The 18,417-nt window shown below is 42.3% G+C and carries 16 protein-coding genes and 1 riboswitch; all 16 genes read right to left on the bottom strand.

What is annotated here, in order from left to right; translation table 11 throughout:
- Positions 1-6: 6 nt before the first annotated feature.
- Positions 7-1,131, bottom strand: coding sequence for a glycine oxidase ThiO (thiO, locus tag MHI53_RS10990; RefSeq protein WP_061141540.1), 1,125 nt, complete (start codon positions 1,129-1,131; stop codon positions 7-9).
- Position 1,132: 1 nt separating this feature from the next.
- Positions 1,133-1,744 (bottom strand): thiazole tautomerase TenI, encoded by a 612-nt coding sequence (tenI, locus tag MHI53_RS10985; protein WP_340373482.1) that lies wholly within the window; start codon positions 1,742-1,744, stop codon positions 1,133-1,135.
- A 32-nt stretch (positions 1,745-1,776) separates the two neighbouring features.
- A complete protein-coding gene (locus tag MHI53_RS10980; protein ID WP_061141542.1) occupies positions 1,777-2,553 on the bottom strand; it encodes an energy-coupling factor transporter transmembrane component T in 777 nt (258 codons plus the stop codon).
- Complete coding sequence (locus MHI53_RS10975; protein WP_340373481.1) at positions 2,554-4,032, bottom strand: ATP-binding cassette domain-containing protein; 1,479 nt, start codon at positions 4,030-4,032, stop codon at positions 2,554-2,556.
- 12 nt (positions 4,033-4,044) lie between these two features.
- Positions 4,045-4,629: an ECF transporter S component gene (locus MHI53_RS10970; protein WP_061141544.1), complete on the bottom strand. Its 585-nt coding sequence runs from the start codon at positions 4,627-4,629 to the stop codon at positions 4,045-4,047.
- Positions 4,630-4,644: 15 nt separating this feature from the next.
- The gene (tenA, locus tag MHI53_RS10965) at positions 4,645-5,328 is read right to left on the bottom strand and encodes a thiaminase II (protein ID WP_061141545.1); all 684 of its coding nucleotides are present in this window, start codon (positions 5,326-5,328) and stop codon (positions 4,645-4,647) included.
- 129 nt (positions 5,329-5,457) lie between these two features.
- Positions 5,458-5,585: riboswitch (TPP riboswitch) on the bottom strand.
- Positions 5,586-6,068: 483 nt separating this feature from the next.
- Positions 6,069-7,106: a LacI family DNA-binding transcriptional regulator gene (locus MHI53_RS10960; RefSeq protein WP_340373480.1), complete on the bottom strand. Its 1,038-nt coding sequence runs from the start codon at positions 7,104-7,106 to the stop codon at positions 6,069-6,071.
- 662 nt (positions 7,107-7,768) lie between these two features.
- Positions 7,769-10,519 (bottom strand): pullulanase, encoded by a 2,751-nt coding sequence (locus MHI53_RS10955; protein WP_340373479.1) that lies wholly within the window; start codon positions 10,517-10,519, stop codon positions 7,769-7,771.
- An 827-nt stretch (positions 10,520-11,346) separates the two neighbouring features.
- On the bottom strand, positions 11,347-12,120 hold the full coding sequence (locus MHI53_RS10950; RefSeq protein ID WP_340373478.1) for a 4-oxalocrotonate decarboxylase: 774 nt from the start codon (positions 12,118-12,120) through the stop codon (positions 11,347-11,349).
- Complete coding sequence (gene dmpG, locus MHI53_RS10945) at positions 12,117-13,178, bottom strand: 4-hydroxy-2-oxovalerate aldolase (RefSeq protein WP_061141549.1); 1,062 nt, start codon at positions 13,176-13,178, stop codon at positions 12,117-12,119. Before dmpG ends, MHI53_RS10950 begins: the two co-directional genes overlap by 4 nt.
- A complete protein-coding gene (locus tag MHI53_RS10940; RefSeq protein ID WP_340373477.1) occupies positions 13,171-14,055 on the bottom strand; it encodes an acetaldehyde dehydrogenase (acetylating) in 885 nt (294 codons plus the stop codon). The genes dmpG and MHI53_RS10940 overlap by 8 nt, the downstream gene beginning before the upstream one ends.
- 16 nt (positions 14,056-14,071) lie before the next feature.
- On the bottom strand, positions 14,072-14,854 hold the full coding sequence (locus MHI53_RS10935) for a 2-keto-4-pentenoate hydratase (RefSeq protein ID WP_061141551.1): 783 nt from the start codon (positions 14,852-14,854) through the stop codon (positions 14,072-14,074).
- Between the two features lie 17 nt (positions 14,855-14,871).
- On the bottom strand, positions 14,872-16,347 hold the full coding sequence (locus tag MHI53_RS10930; protein ID WP_340373476.1) for an aldehyde dehydrogenase: 1,476 nt from the start codon (positions 16,345-16,347) through the stop codon (positions 14,872-14,874).
- 46 nt (positions 16,348-16,393) lie between these two features.
- Positions 16,394-16,855 carry a RidA family protein gene (locus MHI53_RS10925; protein WP_340373475.1) on the bottom strand — a complete coding sequence of 154 codons (462 nt, stop codon included), beginning with the start codon at positions 16,853-16,855 and terminating at the stop codon, positions 16,394-16,396.
- Between the two features lie 10 nt (positions 16,856-16,865).
- The gene (locus MHI53_RS10920; RefSeq protein WP_185113045.1) at positions 16,866-17,864 is read right to left on the bottom strand and encodes an amidohydrolase family protein; all 999 of its coding nucleotides are present in this window, start codon (positions 17,862-17,864) and stop codon (positions 16,866-16,868) included.
- Positions 17,849-18,409, bottom strand: coding sequence for a 3-hydroxyanthranilate 3,4-dioxygenase (locus MHI53_RS10915; protein ID WP_061141555.1), 561 nt, complete (start codon positions 18,407-18,409; stop codon positions 17,849-17,851). The genes MHI53_RS10920 and MHI53_RS10915 overlap by 16 nt, the downstream gene beginning before the upstream one ends.
- Positions 18,410-18,417 lie beyond the last annotated feature (8 nt).

Below are 18,417 nucleotides of genomic sequence, written 5' to 3'. Positions count from 1 at the left end.
CCTCCATTAAGAAAAAAGTGGCTGTATTGCACGATCCAATCGAAAAGCGGACCATTGAGGTTTTTTCTTCTTTTCTACCATATCCGCCATAAGTACACCTGTAATTGGAGAAAGCAGGATGCCATTCCTGTAGTGCCCCGTTGCAATGAAAAGTCCATTGCATGCTGGATGTTCACCAAAGTATGGCAGACCGTCCCCTGTTTGGGGCCGTATACCTGCCCATGTCTTTTCCAATTCGGTTTCTTTAATGGCAGGAAGCAATTGCGTTGCTCTTTCCATTAAAGTTGAAATTCCTTCGAGACTTACCTTTTGATCGAAAGTATTCGCTTTAACCGTTGCCCCGACAATGATTCTCCCGCCAACCTTTGGTACAAGATAGCAACCATCCGAAAAAATCGTTCTTTCAAGCAATGGTGAATTCGTCAGAACGGAAAAGCATTCTCCCTTTACCGGATAGGTGTCGAGGGTAACCCCTAATTTCTCAAGGAGGAATGCGCTCCAAGCCCCACTTGCTACAATGACATTTTCACATGAAAATTCTCCTATATTCGTGACAACGCCTTTTACTGCTCCGTCCTTTGTACATAAATCTGAGACATGTACAAATTCCTTTATATCCACACCTAGGGCAGCTGCGGATTTAGTGAAAGCGAGTGACAGTCTGGTGGCTGAAACTTGTCCATCTTTCGGAATATACATGGCTCCTTTAAGCTCATCCGAAAGAAGCGGTTCCGCTTTCCTTGCTTCGGCAGTCGATAACCATTGGGCCTCAAGGCCGGCAGCTTGCTGGGTTTTGATTATGTTCTTCAACTTGGCTGCCCCATCATTCGTTAATGCCACCTTGAACATCCCTTTGTTCACCAATTCAATGTCAATTCCGCTTGTGTCTTTCAATTCTTCGGCCAGTTCCGGAAACATCTCCCTGCTTTCGGTTGCCAATCTAAAAAGTGGCTGATCGACATCTAACTCGGATTGCGCTCCTAACATCCCTGCTGCAGCACTGGATGCTTTACTGGCAAGTCTATCTTTTTCCAATAACAGGACTTTTTTACCTCGTTTGGCTAATTGAAAAGCAATCGACCCACCTATCACTCCTCCCCCAACAATGATTGCATCATATATGGAATTCATCTTATATCTCCTTTCCCAAAGACTTCGAATATTCTTTAACGGCTTTAATCGGATCTTTAGCTTCAAGCACACCTGACATGACTGCAATTCCTCGTGCCCCTGCATCCAGGACGACTTGACAATTGGATGGTGTTATTCCTCCTATCGCAATAATCGGAAGATTGACACTTCTTGTGATTGCATGAAGTTCCTCAATTCCCTTAGGAGGAAGACCGCGTTTCGAATCCGTTTCAAAAACATGTCCGTAAATCCCGTAATGGGCCCCTTTACTGAAAGCGGCTTTCGCTTCAGCCATGGAATGAATCGAACAGCCAACACTCATCCCTGGAAATGCTGCTTGTACGACCCCTGCATCTAAACTATGAAAAGCCAATTGCACACCAAAGACCTTGTGTACCCATGCTACATCCACCCGGTCATTAATGATGATCTTAGAAAGCGGAATCTTTTTATCATGTAAAAGGGTCACTGCTCGATAAAGTTCCGAGGCGCTACTTTGCTTTTCTCTGAGATAAAAGTAATCAACATGTTCCTGTATATGCGAAGCGATCTCTATGAACTTTTCTATTGGCTGTTTCCCGGTAGAAATAATATGCAATTGTTGTGCATTCATACGAAGAACCCCTTACCTGTATACTCATAAAATTAAATCGATACTAACGGGAATTGAATCGATAGATAAAAACCGGCCAACAGCAGGATGATGAAATATAAGATGAATCCTTGGTCGTATTTTGAAAACCCGAAGTCATAATAATATGTTCGATCCCTCGTATCTGTAAATCGCTTCGCCTCCATTGCAACGGCAATTCTGTGAGCTCTTCTAATGCTTCCGGATAACAGCGGAATGGAATAGGCTTTCATTTTGAAATAGATCGATTTAACTCCTGTTCCTCTTTCAAAACCGCGTACCTTCATCGCGTTTCGTATCGTTTGAAACTCCTGCATCATGATCGGAATAAGCCTTAATGCAGCCATGAAACTATAAGCATATTTTGGTTTAAGCTTAACTTGCTGCATTAACGAATAAAACAAGTTCACAGGTCGCGTCGTTAAGGAAAACGTTAAACCGAGTGCTGCAAAAAGCAAAGCTCGAAAGCCTACAAGTAATCCTCTCATGAAACTTTCTTCTGTAATTGATATAAGGCCCCATTCAAACCAAAGTGTCTTCCCTTTACCAAAAAAAATCATCGCTAGAGAAGTGGATATGAAAATGAAACCAAAAGGGATAGACAAGAGTATGATACGTTTTATCGAATGCCCGGTAAAACACAAAAATATGAGTAAAACACCCATGGTGACATTGATCATATAATTCAGATCATCGATGAATAATGCCACTATGCATAACACCATCAATACGAAAAGTTTAAGACTTGGATTAATCTTATAGAGCCATGTTTCTGCATTTGTAACGGTCATCTACATGACACTCCTTTTATATTGAGAAACTTCGGTTTCCATACATCCTGGCTGGATGACTTTTTCATCACTTATTACGTTCCCATCCTGAACCGTCAAGATCCTCGTTGCGAAGTTTTTTGAAATATGATCGTCATGCGTAACCATGATTACGGTTACGCCGCGGCTTCGATATACCTCAAGCCATTCCAGTAGAGCAAAGGTATTCTTCGAATCTTGACCAAAGGTAGGCTCATCCAAGAGAATGATTTTCTTGTCTTTAACGATTGAAGCGGCTACACTTAAGCGACGTTTTTGACCCATTGATAATTGAAATGGATGTTTATCCCGATGTGCCTCAAGGCGGAACACTTTAAGCAATGAACGGACTCTCTCATCTATTTCTTGTTGCGGCCTTTTATCTATCCGCAATGAATAAGCAATTTCTTCATATACCGTATTTGCAACGAACTGAAACTCAGGATTTTGAAACACAAACGTCATATGATCAATTGGGTTTTTCACTCTTTTAATGGAGGTCCCCATTAAATCATAGATACCACTCGTTTTAATGAATTGCATCAGTGCATGCAAAAGAGTACTCTTACCCGCTCCATTTTCTCCCCTGATTACAATCCATTCCCCTGAAGTGACCTCGAGCTCATCAACCTTGATTTTCTCTTCTTTATTCCGAAAACCGCTAAAATCTCGGACTTGCATAAGAGGAACATCATCCGTGAGTGGTTGTTTACGAACAGGTGCATGATTCTTAACATACTCATCCCAAACACCAGGGAACCATATCCCATGTTCTTTCATTTCATTTTTATACCGTGAAAGAATGGTGTCTTTTGGGCCATCAGCAATAATTTGACCTTCATCATTAAAAAGCACGATTCGATCAATGAATTCTAAAACATGGTCAGTTTTATGTTCCACTACAATAACCGTTTTACCTCTACCGACTTCCTTCAATAATTCCCACATTTCTTTTGTTCCTTCCGGATCGAGCATGGCAGTCGGTTCATCTAAAAACAGAACTTCTGGTTCAAGGGCCAGTACTGAAGCGATTGCCAGACGCTGTTTCATGCCGCCTGATAATGTATCAATACTTGTATGAATAGCTCTTAAGTTCAATCCAACTTGATGAAGGTGATGTTGGATCTTCTCTTTCATTTCTTGCTTAGGGACGGAAAGATTCTCGAGAACGAAAGCAACTTCCTCATCGGCAAATGGCATGCAAAACTGACTATCAGGATCTTGAAAAACATATCCCCATGAGGAAGGACACTTCAATTTTCCCGCTTTCAACGGCACTTCAATGGAATTCGGAATCAATCCACTTAACACTTGTAAAAGGGTCGACTTTCCACATCCTGATGGTCCCAACAATAACACTTTTTCACCTTTCCCAAATGAGATCGATAGATCCTTGAAGATCATGGACTCATCACCAGGAAATTTCATTCTTAACTTCTCAACAGAAACGATTTGTTCCATACACATCAACCTCTACTTTTGATCCAGCTCTGCATAATCTTTACTAGAAACTGGACGTACAAGATTCGTTACCCCTGTTGTTTCTAAAACCTTAACTAAGTAGTAAGCAGTCACACCGGCAAAGAAAACGGAACCTATGAACCTCGCTATCATGAATAACGATAGATTCCAGGTAGAGAGCGCTCCAATTTCCCCATATGCAAAATCCATGAAGACTGAACCCAAACAAGAAGCGATCGCCGCTAATACAGCCACTGACATATTGAATTTTTTATATCTGAACACCATGAACACCAGCTCCGCGAACAACCCTTGCACGACCCCATATAAGAGGACGGTCAGCCCCCATGGCGAACCTAGAAAGAATTCACCGGAAGCTGCAGCTATCTCCGCCAGAAGTGCCACACCCGGTTTCCGTAAAATTAAAAAGGCTACGGGACCAGCAATAAACCACATTCCATAAATAAGTTGATCTACATGTAACCCCAATGGTTTAGCGAAATAATAAATCGAACCCCAGAGGATATAGATGATCCCAAATGCTACAGCAATCACGATCGTGACTAAAACATCCGTTAATTTCAACCCTTTTTTCATGGTTATTAATCTCCTTTACACTTCTAGTGTTTCCTTATGCACCGGCCATGTTTCCAAATCGTAAGCCATTTCCCAAAATGAATATTCATACTGGCTGCTAAGGATAAAATGCTCTTTCATCCGTTCTCTATCTGCATCCGTTACTTTTTCAGCAATCTCATCAAGCCTCGCAATTTGTTCTTCCACCAAGGTGCGGAACCACTCTCCACCGTACGCCGCTATCCATTCTTGATAAATCGGCTCATCGGGTATGCACCCCTGCAGCTTTTCACCTATTTCATAATACAGCCAATAACACGGCAGGATCGCTGCAATAACATCTCCTAAATGTCCCGAATAAGCCGCACGATACATATGGGAAGTATAGGCATAAGCAGTCGGTGCAGGCTTGAAATCATCCCTTTCTTCTTTTGTGATTCCTAATCTCTCAGAAAAATTCTCATGAAGCTTCAACTCCGCTTCATATGTACCTTGTGCATGGCCGGCAAGCCTGCTGGTTGTATGTAAATCTGGAGCTTTGACTGCCCCTAATGCTTGAACTCTAGCAAAATGTGATAAATAATAAGCATCTTGCAAAACATAAAAACGAAAACATTCCAAACGTAATGTACCATCACCTATTCCTTTAACAAATGGGTGATTAAAACTCGCTTCCCAAATATGATCCACTTCCTGCCGAATTTCCTCTGAAAACTTCATCATCATTTCCTCCAAATTTTTATTTTTTTAAAGACTGAACCGTGAAAGAACCTCCTTTTTTTTGGCAAATAAAAAACCACTTTCTTTGACGTAAGAAAGTGGTTTTACTTGAAATAATACAAAAACGTATTGTTCCAGCCCCCACTTCCCTACGCTGGTATAAACCAGATCAGGTTCTAAGGGTCTTAAAGTCATACTTTAATCTCAGCTTCTCAGGTAAAATAGCTTTTACCAATAAAGCACCCCTAGTGGTACAAATTGTATATATCATGCAGTTGCCTTTATATTAACACGATAAATTAAATTGTCAAACAGATTAGAAAAGTTTTCTGGCCGATACCTTATAAGGTTGGATTGCTAGTTTGCCAAGGTTGGCGGATTACTCGTCAATTTGGACTATTATGGCACTTAAAGATATTTTTGTTAATTCAATGATTTTTGGAGCTGGTTTAGCGATAGTATCTTTATTAGCTGCTGGGTGTATTTGCACCATCTAACTTTAATCAATATTTTTGATATGATCATCTTTCCAAAGCTTCATTTTTTCATGACACGATTTTTGTAGTTTCTTCTTAAATCAATCTGTGTATCAATCATTTCCTCGGTGGTGGCCGTTTTTGTCAATTTCCTTGATTATCATGAAATAAAGAGGTATGGCAACATCCAGCCTTATTGCTGATTTTTTTTTAGAGCTCATGGAAAAGGAATCAAAGCGGATAAGATAGGGCCCCTCCAACAGATCAGCGGCGTGTTGATCTAGGAGGAGCTGTGCTACTCCCTACCATAAATGTAACAGGTAGCGAAATTCGCGATTGTTGTTTGAGACGATTTGCATCTTCTATTTGTAAAAAGAGTAAATCTACGGCTTTTTCACCTTTTTCCCCTACATCCTGTTTGACTGTTGCTAAAGTCGGCGTCATAAAAGTAGAAAAGTAAGATCCATCAAACCCTACTACAGAATAATCGTCAGGAATTTTACAACCTTTTTCGTTCAGGCATTTGTACACCCCTAAGGCGGACACGTCTGAAAAAGAAAGGATGGCAGTGGCATTTGTTTCTGTTATTATCTTTTCAGTCGCTTCAAAACCGCCTTGAGCGGACGTGTCTGATTCGAATATGAGATTTTGGTCAAAGCTGCGATTTTCCTGAAGCGCAGATCGGTATCCACGAAACCGCCGTCCGTTCACAGAGTCCGGCTCCAAGTCCCCAGTGATGAGGGCTATGCGCTGATGACCAAGTGATAACAAATGCTCGGTTGCGACGCGTCCGCCGAATGCGTCATCAATCCCTACTTGAAAAGGAGCCGACTCATCCAAGTAGCTGTCCAAAAACACAATCGGAAGATCCAGCTCTTTCACTTTTGCTACAACTGGCGAATCCGATTTCGCACCTACAAGAATCAGTCCATCCAGGTTCCTTTGAGTTATAAAGGTTGTCAGTTCTTCGGGGGATTCGATTCCCTTAAGGACAATATCAAATGATTTTTCCCTTGCCTTTGATTCAATCCCTGAGACCAACTCCCAATAAAACAGGTTATTCTTAATCCTACCTTCCGGCTGTAAAAGAGAAACGACCACTCCAAATAGGTAGGACTTCCTTGTCCGAAGATTTTTGGCAGCCAGGTTCCCGCTATATTGATAACTGTCGATGACCTCTTTCACACGAAGGGCTGTTTCCACTGATACCCTGCCCTTGGAATTGATCACGTTTGATACGGTAGCGATGGAAACATTCGCCTTCTCCGCGATGAATTTAATGTTGATATTTTCCTGAAGCATCTTCCACCCCTCCGACTTATTAATAAACAAATCGTACCATAATTTTCAAAAAAACGCAGGCAGGTATCTGATCTGCACCCCAATTGTTAGAAAAAAACGTCTATCTATTGGAGGTGCAGTTTCTTTATGGCCAAATTCACACCACAACATTAAATACAAGCTGTACAAAGATATTTTCAAGGTACAGAGAGGGTTAAAAGGATAGCTAAATCCATTGGTGTATTCTCTGGATTTAATTGGAGAAATCATCGCCTGCAATATCCAATCAAGTCCAATTTAACCTTTAGTCTCCCAGATGGTAGACCAGGTCCTTATGCGATTGGAATTGGAAGATTCACGCATCCTTCATTCGGATCAAGTCTGGCATTACCAGATGAAATCAAATTCACATACCTTGAAGACATACGGGATTACACAATGTATGTCTCGGAAGGGAAATTGTCTCGACATCACTGTGATGGAAAACTTCTTCGGCTTATTAAAATCTGAATTACTTTATTTACAGAATTTTATGGAGCATTCCAAAGAAAAACTGGAAAATTACATACATTATTACAATCATCAGTGAATTAAAGTGAAATAAAAAGGCATGAGTCCGGAAGATTTCCGGTTTCATGCCCTCATGGTTGCCTAACTATTCTAACTTTTTGGGTTCATTTCACTTATTTCTGCTTAATCACGACCGTTGTTAAAGGATCGATGGTGATTTGGTTTTTATTCACCGTCAAGCCCGATACTTTCTTGACTTGCTTCCGGCCCGCTTCATCATCATCGACAAGTACCTTACCTTTTCTTAAATCTACATCTAGTGTAAGCGATCTCTGTTTCTCATCGGCGTTGATGAACACATAATAGGTATCTTTTCCTTTTTTTCCTGTGGAAATACTTTTATAGGCCAGGACCAGATCGGTCTCTTCAATCTCAGGTGCGGCAATCATCGTTACATTAGAATCCACGAGAGAGCGAGAACCCAATCGGAACGCATTGGTCGATTTTCTCAGCTCAATTAACCCTTTTGTATATTCCATTGTTTCCTTATGAATCGTATCATTTGTTACAGCCTCCCAATCGAATTGGTTGATTACATCCGTAGAATCGTAGGAATCGTGAATGAAATAAGGGTTTTCAAACGGTTTTCCATTTTCATCAGTCATGTATGTGTACTTCGCCTCTGGCTTCTCTTTATCTTTCCACTGTTTGGTAATTCCATATTCTTGACCTGCGTGAAGGAAGGAGATACCTTGACTTGTTAATACCATGGAATTCCCGATTCTAATACGCTTTTGGATTTCTTCCTCGTGCTTGGCTGGATCTTTTTGAATTGACTGGGCGATCACATCATGTAATGTGAGATTATCATGAGCAGCAATGTACTGCACGACATCACCAGGGTCATCTTCTGACACATTTCCAGGCTGTCCTTTGATATTATTGAAAATGGTTTGGACGTCTCTTGCACCGCCTGTAATAAAACGAGGCTCACCTTCACTACCGTATCCTGATTTCAATTCATTACGGATTTCATCAGAAAAGACAGCAGCTCCATTGGTTTCGTCCATCCAATCCTGATCTGCTGGAGTAACGCTTTCACCTGAACTGCCATCACCGACAAAGGTGCGCCAGCCTTCCCCTAACATTAATATATCCGGGTTCAGCGCTTTCGCTTCCTCGTAAGCCATCTGCACACTTTTGGCATCGAGGTCGCCCATCAAGTCGAAACGAAAGCCATCCACCTTGAACTCATCTACCCAGTATTTGATGGAGTCGATCATCAACTTGCGCGACATGTCATGGGTGGTTCCCACTTTTCCACCGCCATAACCGACCTTCACGTCCCCTTCTTCATCCATAAAGTGGTAATAACCTGGAACTAGGTCTTCAAGGATACTTACTTTGGCTGTGTGATTATAGACAACATCCAAAATTACACCCATTTTACGCTTATGGATTTCTTTTATTAGGTGCTTAAATTCAGCGATCCGCTCTTCAGGATCTTGCGGACGTTCTGAATACATTCCGGATAGAGCAAAATACGAATGTGGGTCATAGCCCCAGTTGTAATTGTTGTCCTGGGCTGAATACTCCATCTCTCGGGTACTGCTGTCCAGTTCATCACCGAAATAATATTTCATCACTGGAAGCAACTGTATATGTGTAACCCCAAGCTCTTTCAAGTAATCTAATTTCTCAACAAAGGCATTGAAGGTACCAAATTGGGAGTCTAATTCGCCTTCTATGCTTGGGTCTGAAGTGAAATCACGCACATGTGCTTCCCAAATGATCGCATCTTCCCGTTTTTCAAATCCTTTGATTTTAGCAAAATCCAGTTTTGGTCCAATGGATGACGGATCAACAATCGCGGCTTTTCCTACCTCATCATTGTCTTCATTATTGGATGCTGCCATTGATTTTGCATAAGGATCCAGCGCCAGTTTTTCTTCACCGTAGGCTTCAATTTTGTATTGATAAAAATAACCTTTTAAATCTTTTATCCCTGTATTGCGTTGATCTAATGTGATCTCCCATACGCCATTCTTCCCTTTTTCCATAGCGATATCGTCTTTAATCACTTTATACTGGTCATCCTTATCATAAAGAACGACTTCCACATTGGCTACGATTGGTGACCAGAGTTTCAGTGTGGCTGTGCCGTCTTGGTGGGGGATAGCTCCCAATTCATCATCGTAAGCAAACTTTTTATCAATAAGCTTCCAGTCCACTTTCACGTTAGTGGATGTTTCTTGGTACTTCAATGTATGGGTCTGAGTTAAGTCTAGCTTTTTGGATGTTGTTAAGGTTACTGCCTGCCCTTCAGCTCGTTGTGAAACCAGTGGAATCACTTTTCCATCCGCACGAACTAAAGTGAAATCCGAGATTTTGGCATCTTCGACCTCCTGACTGAGCTTGGCAATTATTTCTCGATCACTTGTGATTTTTGCCATTTTTACACTTGTACTTACATATGGTTCATCTAAGTATACATTTGTATCTCCTTGGACAATCCAGAATTCTCGTTCCCCTGTGGCAGGAAAACTCCGGTCGTTTGACGTATCTTTCTGGTCTCCTTTGTGTACGATAAAATTCAGCCCATTTTTAATATCGATGACAGGGATGTCCACATATCTCCCCCACTCGGATGTTTCATCAAATAGGACTGGAGAACTGAAATCGCTGTCCGATTCAATTGCCGGGCTGCTAGGATCCTGATTCCACAAGTGCAAGCCCCACCCCTCATAATTCCCGTCTAAGCGTTTGTAATGAACACGCACATGATCGTCAGGTATTTCTGACAATAATGCGCCTTCTGCATAACTTGGGGAAGTACCTGTCCAAGTTAGCAAGGGTGATAAACTAAGAACTAAAATCATCGTAATTCGCAAGACAACTTTTAACCAACCTTTCTTTTTGTGCACGTTTCCTCTCCTCCTTTTTTGATTAAACGTTTAATCAAAGCAAAAAAATAAAAAGTCGCCTTTAAAAAAAGCTTTCAAGCACATATATTGTAACACAATTCTCCATTTTCTGATTTTTTGATCTCAGGAAAGTACGAAACACTCACTAAGACCTGATCTTTTATTCCTGGTTTGCGACTCTTTCGAAATATGTGGGGAGCGAAGAAAGCCTCATTCTATCTTCTAGTTGATTTGGTTGGTAATTTTTCTCCTGAAGCAATCGAGTCATCTTCCACCGTAACTTCTGGGTGATAACTTGGGAGAGTGATGTTTCCTGATTCATCGAGTGAGAATACTGTGTATGAGTACCAGACTCCTCGGATGCTTGGAAACTATTAAGAAATGAATCCCTAGAATGGAACCCCAAAATCCATATTCCGGAGGAGATCAAGTCACGTAACAAGGGTATGTGGACGATGGGGGGACAGCCCTGGAGGAACAGAAATTGGGATATTAATAGAACAAAAAGACAAGGTGATTATGAAGGTTCTCTTTACGTTGTGATATCAAGGATCATTAAGGGCTAGACCCATTAGCACTATTAATTCCCAATTATCTTGATTAGATGTGAGAACTATTGAAATTTAAATGGTTCTCACATCATTTACATGTATTTAATGTACATATTGTTTTCTAAAAGTTTGATCATTTTATGGTGTCTTGTTAAACTAAAGCATTTTTTATGGCGAACAAACACCACATAAAATTCATTAAATGTAAAGGGTCCAAATTTACTATTGGCGACCTCTTCCGATGCATTGACTTCACGCAATTGATTCCCACCTCTTTCACGCTATGACATGCAATATCAGTTTCCCAAGCTTACCGTAATCTGCTATAATTTCATCGTTTGCCTGTATGGAAATGGCATCTGTAATACCGCCTACCAAAACGATCATACCAGCTTGAATGGAAAGTCCTTCCCGGCTTATCATCTTTACAAGTTCCACGATTGAATGAATCGGGTGATCGAGTACAGCCTCACCAAGCCCCTTCTTTTGCATTTCACCATTTTGAAAGAGCATAACTTCTGCTAGTGCCCAGTCCGTGTGATATGGAGAAAAAGCTTGATTGCTAAGCAGGATTTTGGCTGAGGATGCGTTATCCGCCACTACATCTGTAAGTGTAAAAGAAAAATTTTTATAACGACTGTCAATGACTTCCAATGCTAGAAATACACATTCTACGGCCGGCCATACGTCTTTCGCCGTTATATTTGCACCTTTCAGCTCGTTTTTGAACATGAAAGCAAATTCGGGTTCCACTCTTGGATGAATGAATTCCCCAACTTTTAATACTGGTTGAGTTAATTCCATGGCAGATGTCAGCCTACCATAGATCGCTTCCTCTACCCCTACTTGCTGTTGCTTGACTTTGCTAGTCAAGCCCATCTTCCACCCGATGAATTTGTTATCACCGGTGAGCGTTTCATTAATGCTCAACTTCTGAATTTCATAGGCTTGATTTACTGTGAGTTCTGGATTGGATAATGTAAGTTTATCCATCTCATAGCCATTTCTTTGCGATTCTGCTACATGTTTTGCTAGTTGAACAAGTTTCATCTTAAAGTCCCTTCTTTCTGTAACGCCATTTGCTTTGCCACTTCAATGATCGTATCTTCCTGTCCACCAACCACTTTTTGCCGACCAAGCTCCATTAAAATATCCCTTGCGTCGACTCCATATTTTTTCGCCGCTTTATTCGCATGCAATAAAAAGCTGGAGTACACGCCACTATATCCCATTATTAAACTCGAATCTGTTATTTCCTGGGGCTTTTGCATGATTGTATTTCCCACTTCCTCCGAAAGATCAAGCATTTTATATAAGTCGATATCCGTACGGATGCCCAGCCTATCCAGAACGGCAACAAGCACCTCCGTCTGGGCATTCCCGGCTCCTGCACCGAGACAGCGGATGCTGCCATCAATTCGATTCGCCCCCTCTTCAATGGCTACAAGTGAATTTGCCACAGCGAGTGATAAGTTATTGTGAGCATGAAAACCGATATCGATATTCAAATTTGTTTTTAATAAATTGATTCGCGTCTTCACTTCTTGGGGCAAAAAAGCCCCTGCGGAATCAACCACATACACAGCATCCGCTCCATAGGATTCCATTAAAAGGGCTTGTTCAACAAGTTTTTCGGGGGATGCCATGTGAGACATCATTAAAAATCCAATTGCTTCCATACCGAGATGTTTCGCAGCCTCCAGATGCTGCTTTGAGACATCGGCTTCGGTTACGTGTGTTGCAACGCGCGCCATTTTGGCGCCTACATCAGCTGCTTCTCTTAATTGATCAATTGTTCCTATACCCGGAATTAAAAGGACGGAAATAGCGGATTCGCCAGCTACCTCAACAGCCGCCTCAACTAATTCGATATCATTCACTTTTGAAAAGCCGTATTGCAAGGATGATCCGCCTAGGCCATCTCCGTGTGACACTTCAATGTAAGGGACACCCGCAGCACTGAGTTTCCCAGTCAGATTCTTTACTTGCTCGATCGTAAACTGATGTGCCACTACATGGCTCCCATCCCGCAAAGCCACTTCCGTTACTACTACATCTCTTTCCAAACGAACTCCTCCTTTACCACTTCCATTTTCGTTTTCATACATAACCATTGAAAATATTTTTCGCCATTTCTTCCCCTACTTTTACAGCTGAAGCCGTCATTATATCCAAATTACCTGCATAAACGGGCAGATAATCTCCTAACCCCCTCACTTCCAGAAATACGGTTATTTGTTTACCGTCAATGATCGGCTCTGCCTTCAGACTATATCCAGGAACATATTCAGAAACCTTTTCGACCATCTTATGAATGGAGGTCATTATCGCTTTCACATCAAAAGGATCAGATTGAAGGAGACAGTGAATCGTATCCCTCATAATGAGTGGCGGCTCGGCAGGATTTAGCAGAATGATAGCCTTTCCCTTTTTCGCTCCACCGACCTGCTCCAGTGCCCTTGCCGTCGTTTGGGTAAACTCATCGATATTATCCCGAGTTCCGGGACCGGCACTCTTGCTGGAAATGGTCGCGATTATTTCAGCATATTCGACTTGGGCCACTTGACTGATCGCATGAACAATTGGGATTGTCGCCTGACCGCCACAAGTAATCATATTAACTTCCATTTCTTCCATATTGTTCTGCAAATTGACAGAAGGAACAACAAAGGGTGCGATTGCGGCCGGAGTCAAGTCTATGACCCTCTTGTTCAACTTTTTCAGGGCTTCATAGTGAATCATCACGTGAGCCTTCGCGGATGTGGCATCAAACAAAATGTCTGCAAGCTCCGGCTTATCTAAAAATCCATCCAGGCCATTTGCAATGATATGATGTCCGTGCGCTCTAGCCCTCGATAAACCCTTTGATTCCTTATCAATACCAATCATTACCGACATTTCAAGAACATCCGACCGGTGGATTTTCATCATTAAGTCCGTTCCGATATTCCCTGATCCGATAATGCCTACTTTTAGCTTTTTCATGGCACTTGAGCTCCTTTCACTCAAAATTAATCGTGACTATTCCAAGTTTTTCTCCAAAGTCAGCAGAAAAATGGTCACCCGGTTTCGCTTCGATTGCGGCGGATAGTGCACCTGATAGTATGACTTCGCCCGCATTCAATGTACCATTAAACGCATGCAGTTTGTTTGCTAACCAGGCCACGCAAGTCGCTGGGTTTCCCAATACCGCCTCACCTGTTCCTTCGTTCATGAAATCACCATTTTTATATAAACTCATTTGGACGGAAGGGAGTTCGATTTCACGTAATTGGATTTTGCGGTCTCCCAAAATATATAAGCCGGATGAGGCATTATCCGCGACAGTGTCCGGAAGTTTAATCTTCCAATCCATCACCCGGCTATCAACCACTTCGATTGCGGCAACCACATAATCCGTGGCTTCGATTACATCATCAACCGTAATATCGGGACCATGTAGATCTTTCTTTAAAATGAAAGCTACTTCTGCCTCCACTTTCGGTTGAATCAATCGTGAACTGGATATGCAGCCACCATTCTCCACCCTCATTCCATCCAGTAAATGTCCGTAATCTGGTTCATTGACCCCCAGAACTTCCTGCATAGCCTTTGAGGTCAAGCCTATTTTCTTTCCTGATACCTCTAGACCGGATTGGATTTTCCTTCGAATGGTTTCAAGCTGAATTTGGTAGGCGTCCTCCACGTCCAAATCTGCAATTTCACTGGTGGGGGCCGCTATTCCGATTCTTGTTTTTTCCGCTTTCAAAAACCTGGCAGACCATTCCGTTAAACTAGCGTTCATGATGCTTTCCCCCATCCCTATAATTTAATCGTGACGTTAGACAATTCACTGTAAAATTCGAAGCTATGCGATCCGCCTTCACGGCCGATGCCACTGTGCTTCATACCACCAAAAGGTGTACGCAAATCACGCAAATACCATGTATTCACCCAGATAATGCCCGCTTCTATTTTAGAAGCGACACGATGTGCTCTCCTTAAATCATTGGTCCAAATCGTTGCCCCCAGACCGTAATGAGTGTCATTGGCATGATCTAGTACTTCTTCTTCCGTTTCGAAAGGCATGACCGTTACTACAGGGCCAAAAATTTCTTCCCTTACACAACGGGATTCACGCGTAACCCCGGCAATGATAGTCGGTTCAATGAAAAACCCTTTTTCATATTGTCCAGCTCTTCTTCCACCCGTTACTATTCTTGCGCCTTCTTCTTTCGCCAAATCAATGTAACTCATCACTTTTTGAAAATGTTCTTCTCCTATTACAGCTCCTACCTCCGTTTCGGAATCAAACGGATCGCCAACTTTTAATTTTTTTGTTCGTAAGACCATCTTTTCAAGGAATTCGTCATACAAACCTTGCTGAACATAGATACGCGATCCACATAAACAAACTTCACCTTGGTTCATGAAGCTTGATTTCAATGTCGTTTCGATTACTTCATCAAGATCTGAGTCTGCAAACACAATATTCGGATTTTTCCCGCCCAGTTCAAAAGAAATTTTTTTCAACGTAGGCGCGGCAGCTTTCATAATCGCCGTTCCCGTTTTAGTTTCCCCTGTGAAAGTTATCGCATCGACGTCCGGATGTTCACTCAGAGCAGCTCCGGCAGAATTGACACCAAATCCATGCACAAGATTGACAACTCCATCCGGAACTCCCGCTTCCTTGCATATTTCCATTAACTTTGTCGCTGTCATCGGTGTCAGTTCTGCTGGTTTCAAAACCGCTGTATTGCCAGCTGCCAGGCATGGTGCCAATTTCCAGGTCAACAATAGCAAAGGTAAATTCCAAGGATTAATCATCCCTACCACCCCTACAGGCCGCCTAATGGAATAATGAAGGGCCATGTTGTTTTGATTGAAGGATTCATTGCCAAGTGTGGTGATATAGTCTGCGAAAAAGTGAAAATTGTGAGCGGAACGCTTGATGTCCATTTCCATTGCAAGACTATATGGTTTCCCTGTATCAAGCGTTTCCAAAATTGTCAGTTCTTCCTTCTTTTCCAAAATGAGATCACCAATTTTCCTTAAAACCTTAGAGCGTTCACTATCGGTAAAAGATTTCCAAGGACCTTTAAGTGCATGTCTTGCTGCCGAAACAGCCAGATTCACCTCCTCTTTCCCCCCTTCTGCAACCCAGCCAAGTTTTTCTTCGGTTGCGGGATTGATATTATCAAAAGTCTTGGATTGATTTGGATTCAGGAATTCCCCGTTAATAAAGTGCCGGCAATCTATAGATTTAGCTGTATATCTACTATCTTTTGCTGCTTGCATGAAACATCCCTCTCCCTTTATTGAGGTATTGGCTTAGACAAGTGCCTCAATCTTGTATTTCCACGATCATTTCAATTTCAATTGCCGTATTATTCGGAAGTTGGGCCATTCCCACTGCTGACCGAGCATGTCTACCCCTCTCTCCGAATACGGCCACAAGCAGATCTGATGCACCATTCAATACTTTGGGCTGGCCTGTGAAATTTTCTGTGGAATTCACCATTCCGAGAATTTTGATGACCTTCTTCACTCTTGTCAGATCACCAAGCTCAGCCTTAAGCACCCGCAGAAGATTTACCATCGACTGCCTCGCTGCCTGGTACCCTTCATCTTCCGTCAGATCTTTGCCAAGCTTTCCATGATATTCATCCACACCTTGTCCGGATGTGAAAATCAAATTTCCAACACGGACGTGGCTGACATAGTTACCAACCGCTTCCCTTGGCGGCTCGAGCATGATTCCAAGTTCTTCAAGCACTTGCTCCGGTGCTTTAATCTGCTTTTCCATGATTCTCCCCTCACAATTCCAAATTTAAAAACCTTAATGCATTTCCCCCCAATAGTTTCGCTTTCACTTCATCTGAAAGATTTAGAGTGTCGTCAATCACTTGACCTGGAGGCTTTTCTCTCAATAAAAATGGATAGTCGGATCCCATCAGCACTTTCTGATATCCAAATCTATCAATCAGATATTCAATATTCCGGGTATCATAGTTCAAGGAATCGAAATAAAACTTTTGTGCATAATAACTTGGTGGCATGGAAGTTTTTCTTAATTCAGGCCATACTGCCCACCCCTGATCGATCCGCGGTAAAATATATGGAAATGAGCCGCCGCCATGTGCAAAACAGATTTTCAGATCCGGGAACTTTTCCATGACGCCACTCCAGGCAATGCTAGCTGCCGCCAATGCCGTTTCACTCGGCATGGCCACTGTATACATGAGGTTATGCCGTTCCGTCCGGTCCTTTGCCATTGTCTCCCACGGATGTATAAACAGAGGGACATTCCATTTTTCGGCCATTTGGAAGAATTCCAATAAAACAGGTGAATCCAGGTTTTCTCCATTTACATTCGTTCCTATCTCGATTCCTGCCAGACCAAGTTCGAATTTACAGCGTTCCATTTCCTTAATTGCTACTTTCAAATCCTGAAGCGGTACTGTACCAAGTCCGATGAATTTGTCAGGATGCCTGTTGACAGTCTCAGCAATGAAATCATTCTGGAAGCTGGACATGTATAGGGCTTGATCAATTGGCGCCCAGTATGAAAATGTCACTGGCACCGGTGAGAGCACCTGCATATCGACGCCTTCCGCATTCATATCCTGAATGCGTTTTTCAGCGTCCCATACCTGGTCAGTCACTTTCCTGAACAGCTTTCCGCTAACCATGATATCCGCGCCGCAAGAACATTTCAGTTCCAGGACTGGCCAGCGGTCCTGACCAAATTTACCAGATAAGTCCGGCAGATCCAACGGGAGAATATGTGTATGGAAATCTATTCGCATTTCCAAGCCTCGACGTTTTCTGACATAATATGACCGCATTCGTTACAGGTGCGCAGTTCTTTACTACCATTGAAGGCCTCGATCGCTTCTTTCACCTGGACCTCAATATTCGTCAATTGGACCGTGACTTTGTGCATCTCATGGTTACAATTCCCGCAGAACCAAACAAAGTCTTCAAGCTCACCTTTTGCACGCTTCCGTTCTACAACAATGCCGTAAGTATTCGATACACGGTGAGGGGAGTGCGGTACATCAGATGGCAGCATGAACAGTTCCCCTTCTTTTACCTCCACTACCTCACGCTCACCGTTTCGATTGATGCATTCAACATAGCAGGAACCTTTTATCTGGTAAAATAGCTCGTCAGAAGGATCCACATGAAAATCACGCCGATAATTCGGTCCACCCAGAAGCATGACAATGAATTCGGAATCTTCCCAAAGCACTTTGTTATTGACTGGCGGCTTCAATAAATGCTTATTGTCCTCCATAACTTTCAATAGGTTCAATGACCTAGCCTGTAGTTTTAAAGATTGAGCTACTTCCTTCATAAATAAAT

It is taken from the genome of Peribacillus sp. FSL E2-0218, from assembly GCF_037992945.1.
Taxonomy (GTDB): Bacteria; Bacillota; Bacilli; order Bacillales; family DSM-1321; genus Peribacillus; species Peribacillus simplex_B.
The sequence above is the reverse complement of the archived record's forward strand: the minus strand, read 5'-3'. Positions and strand labels throughout refer to the sequence as shown.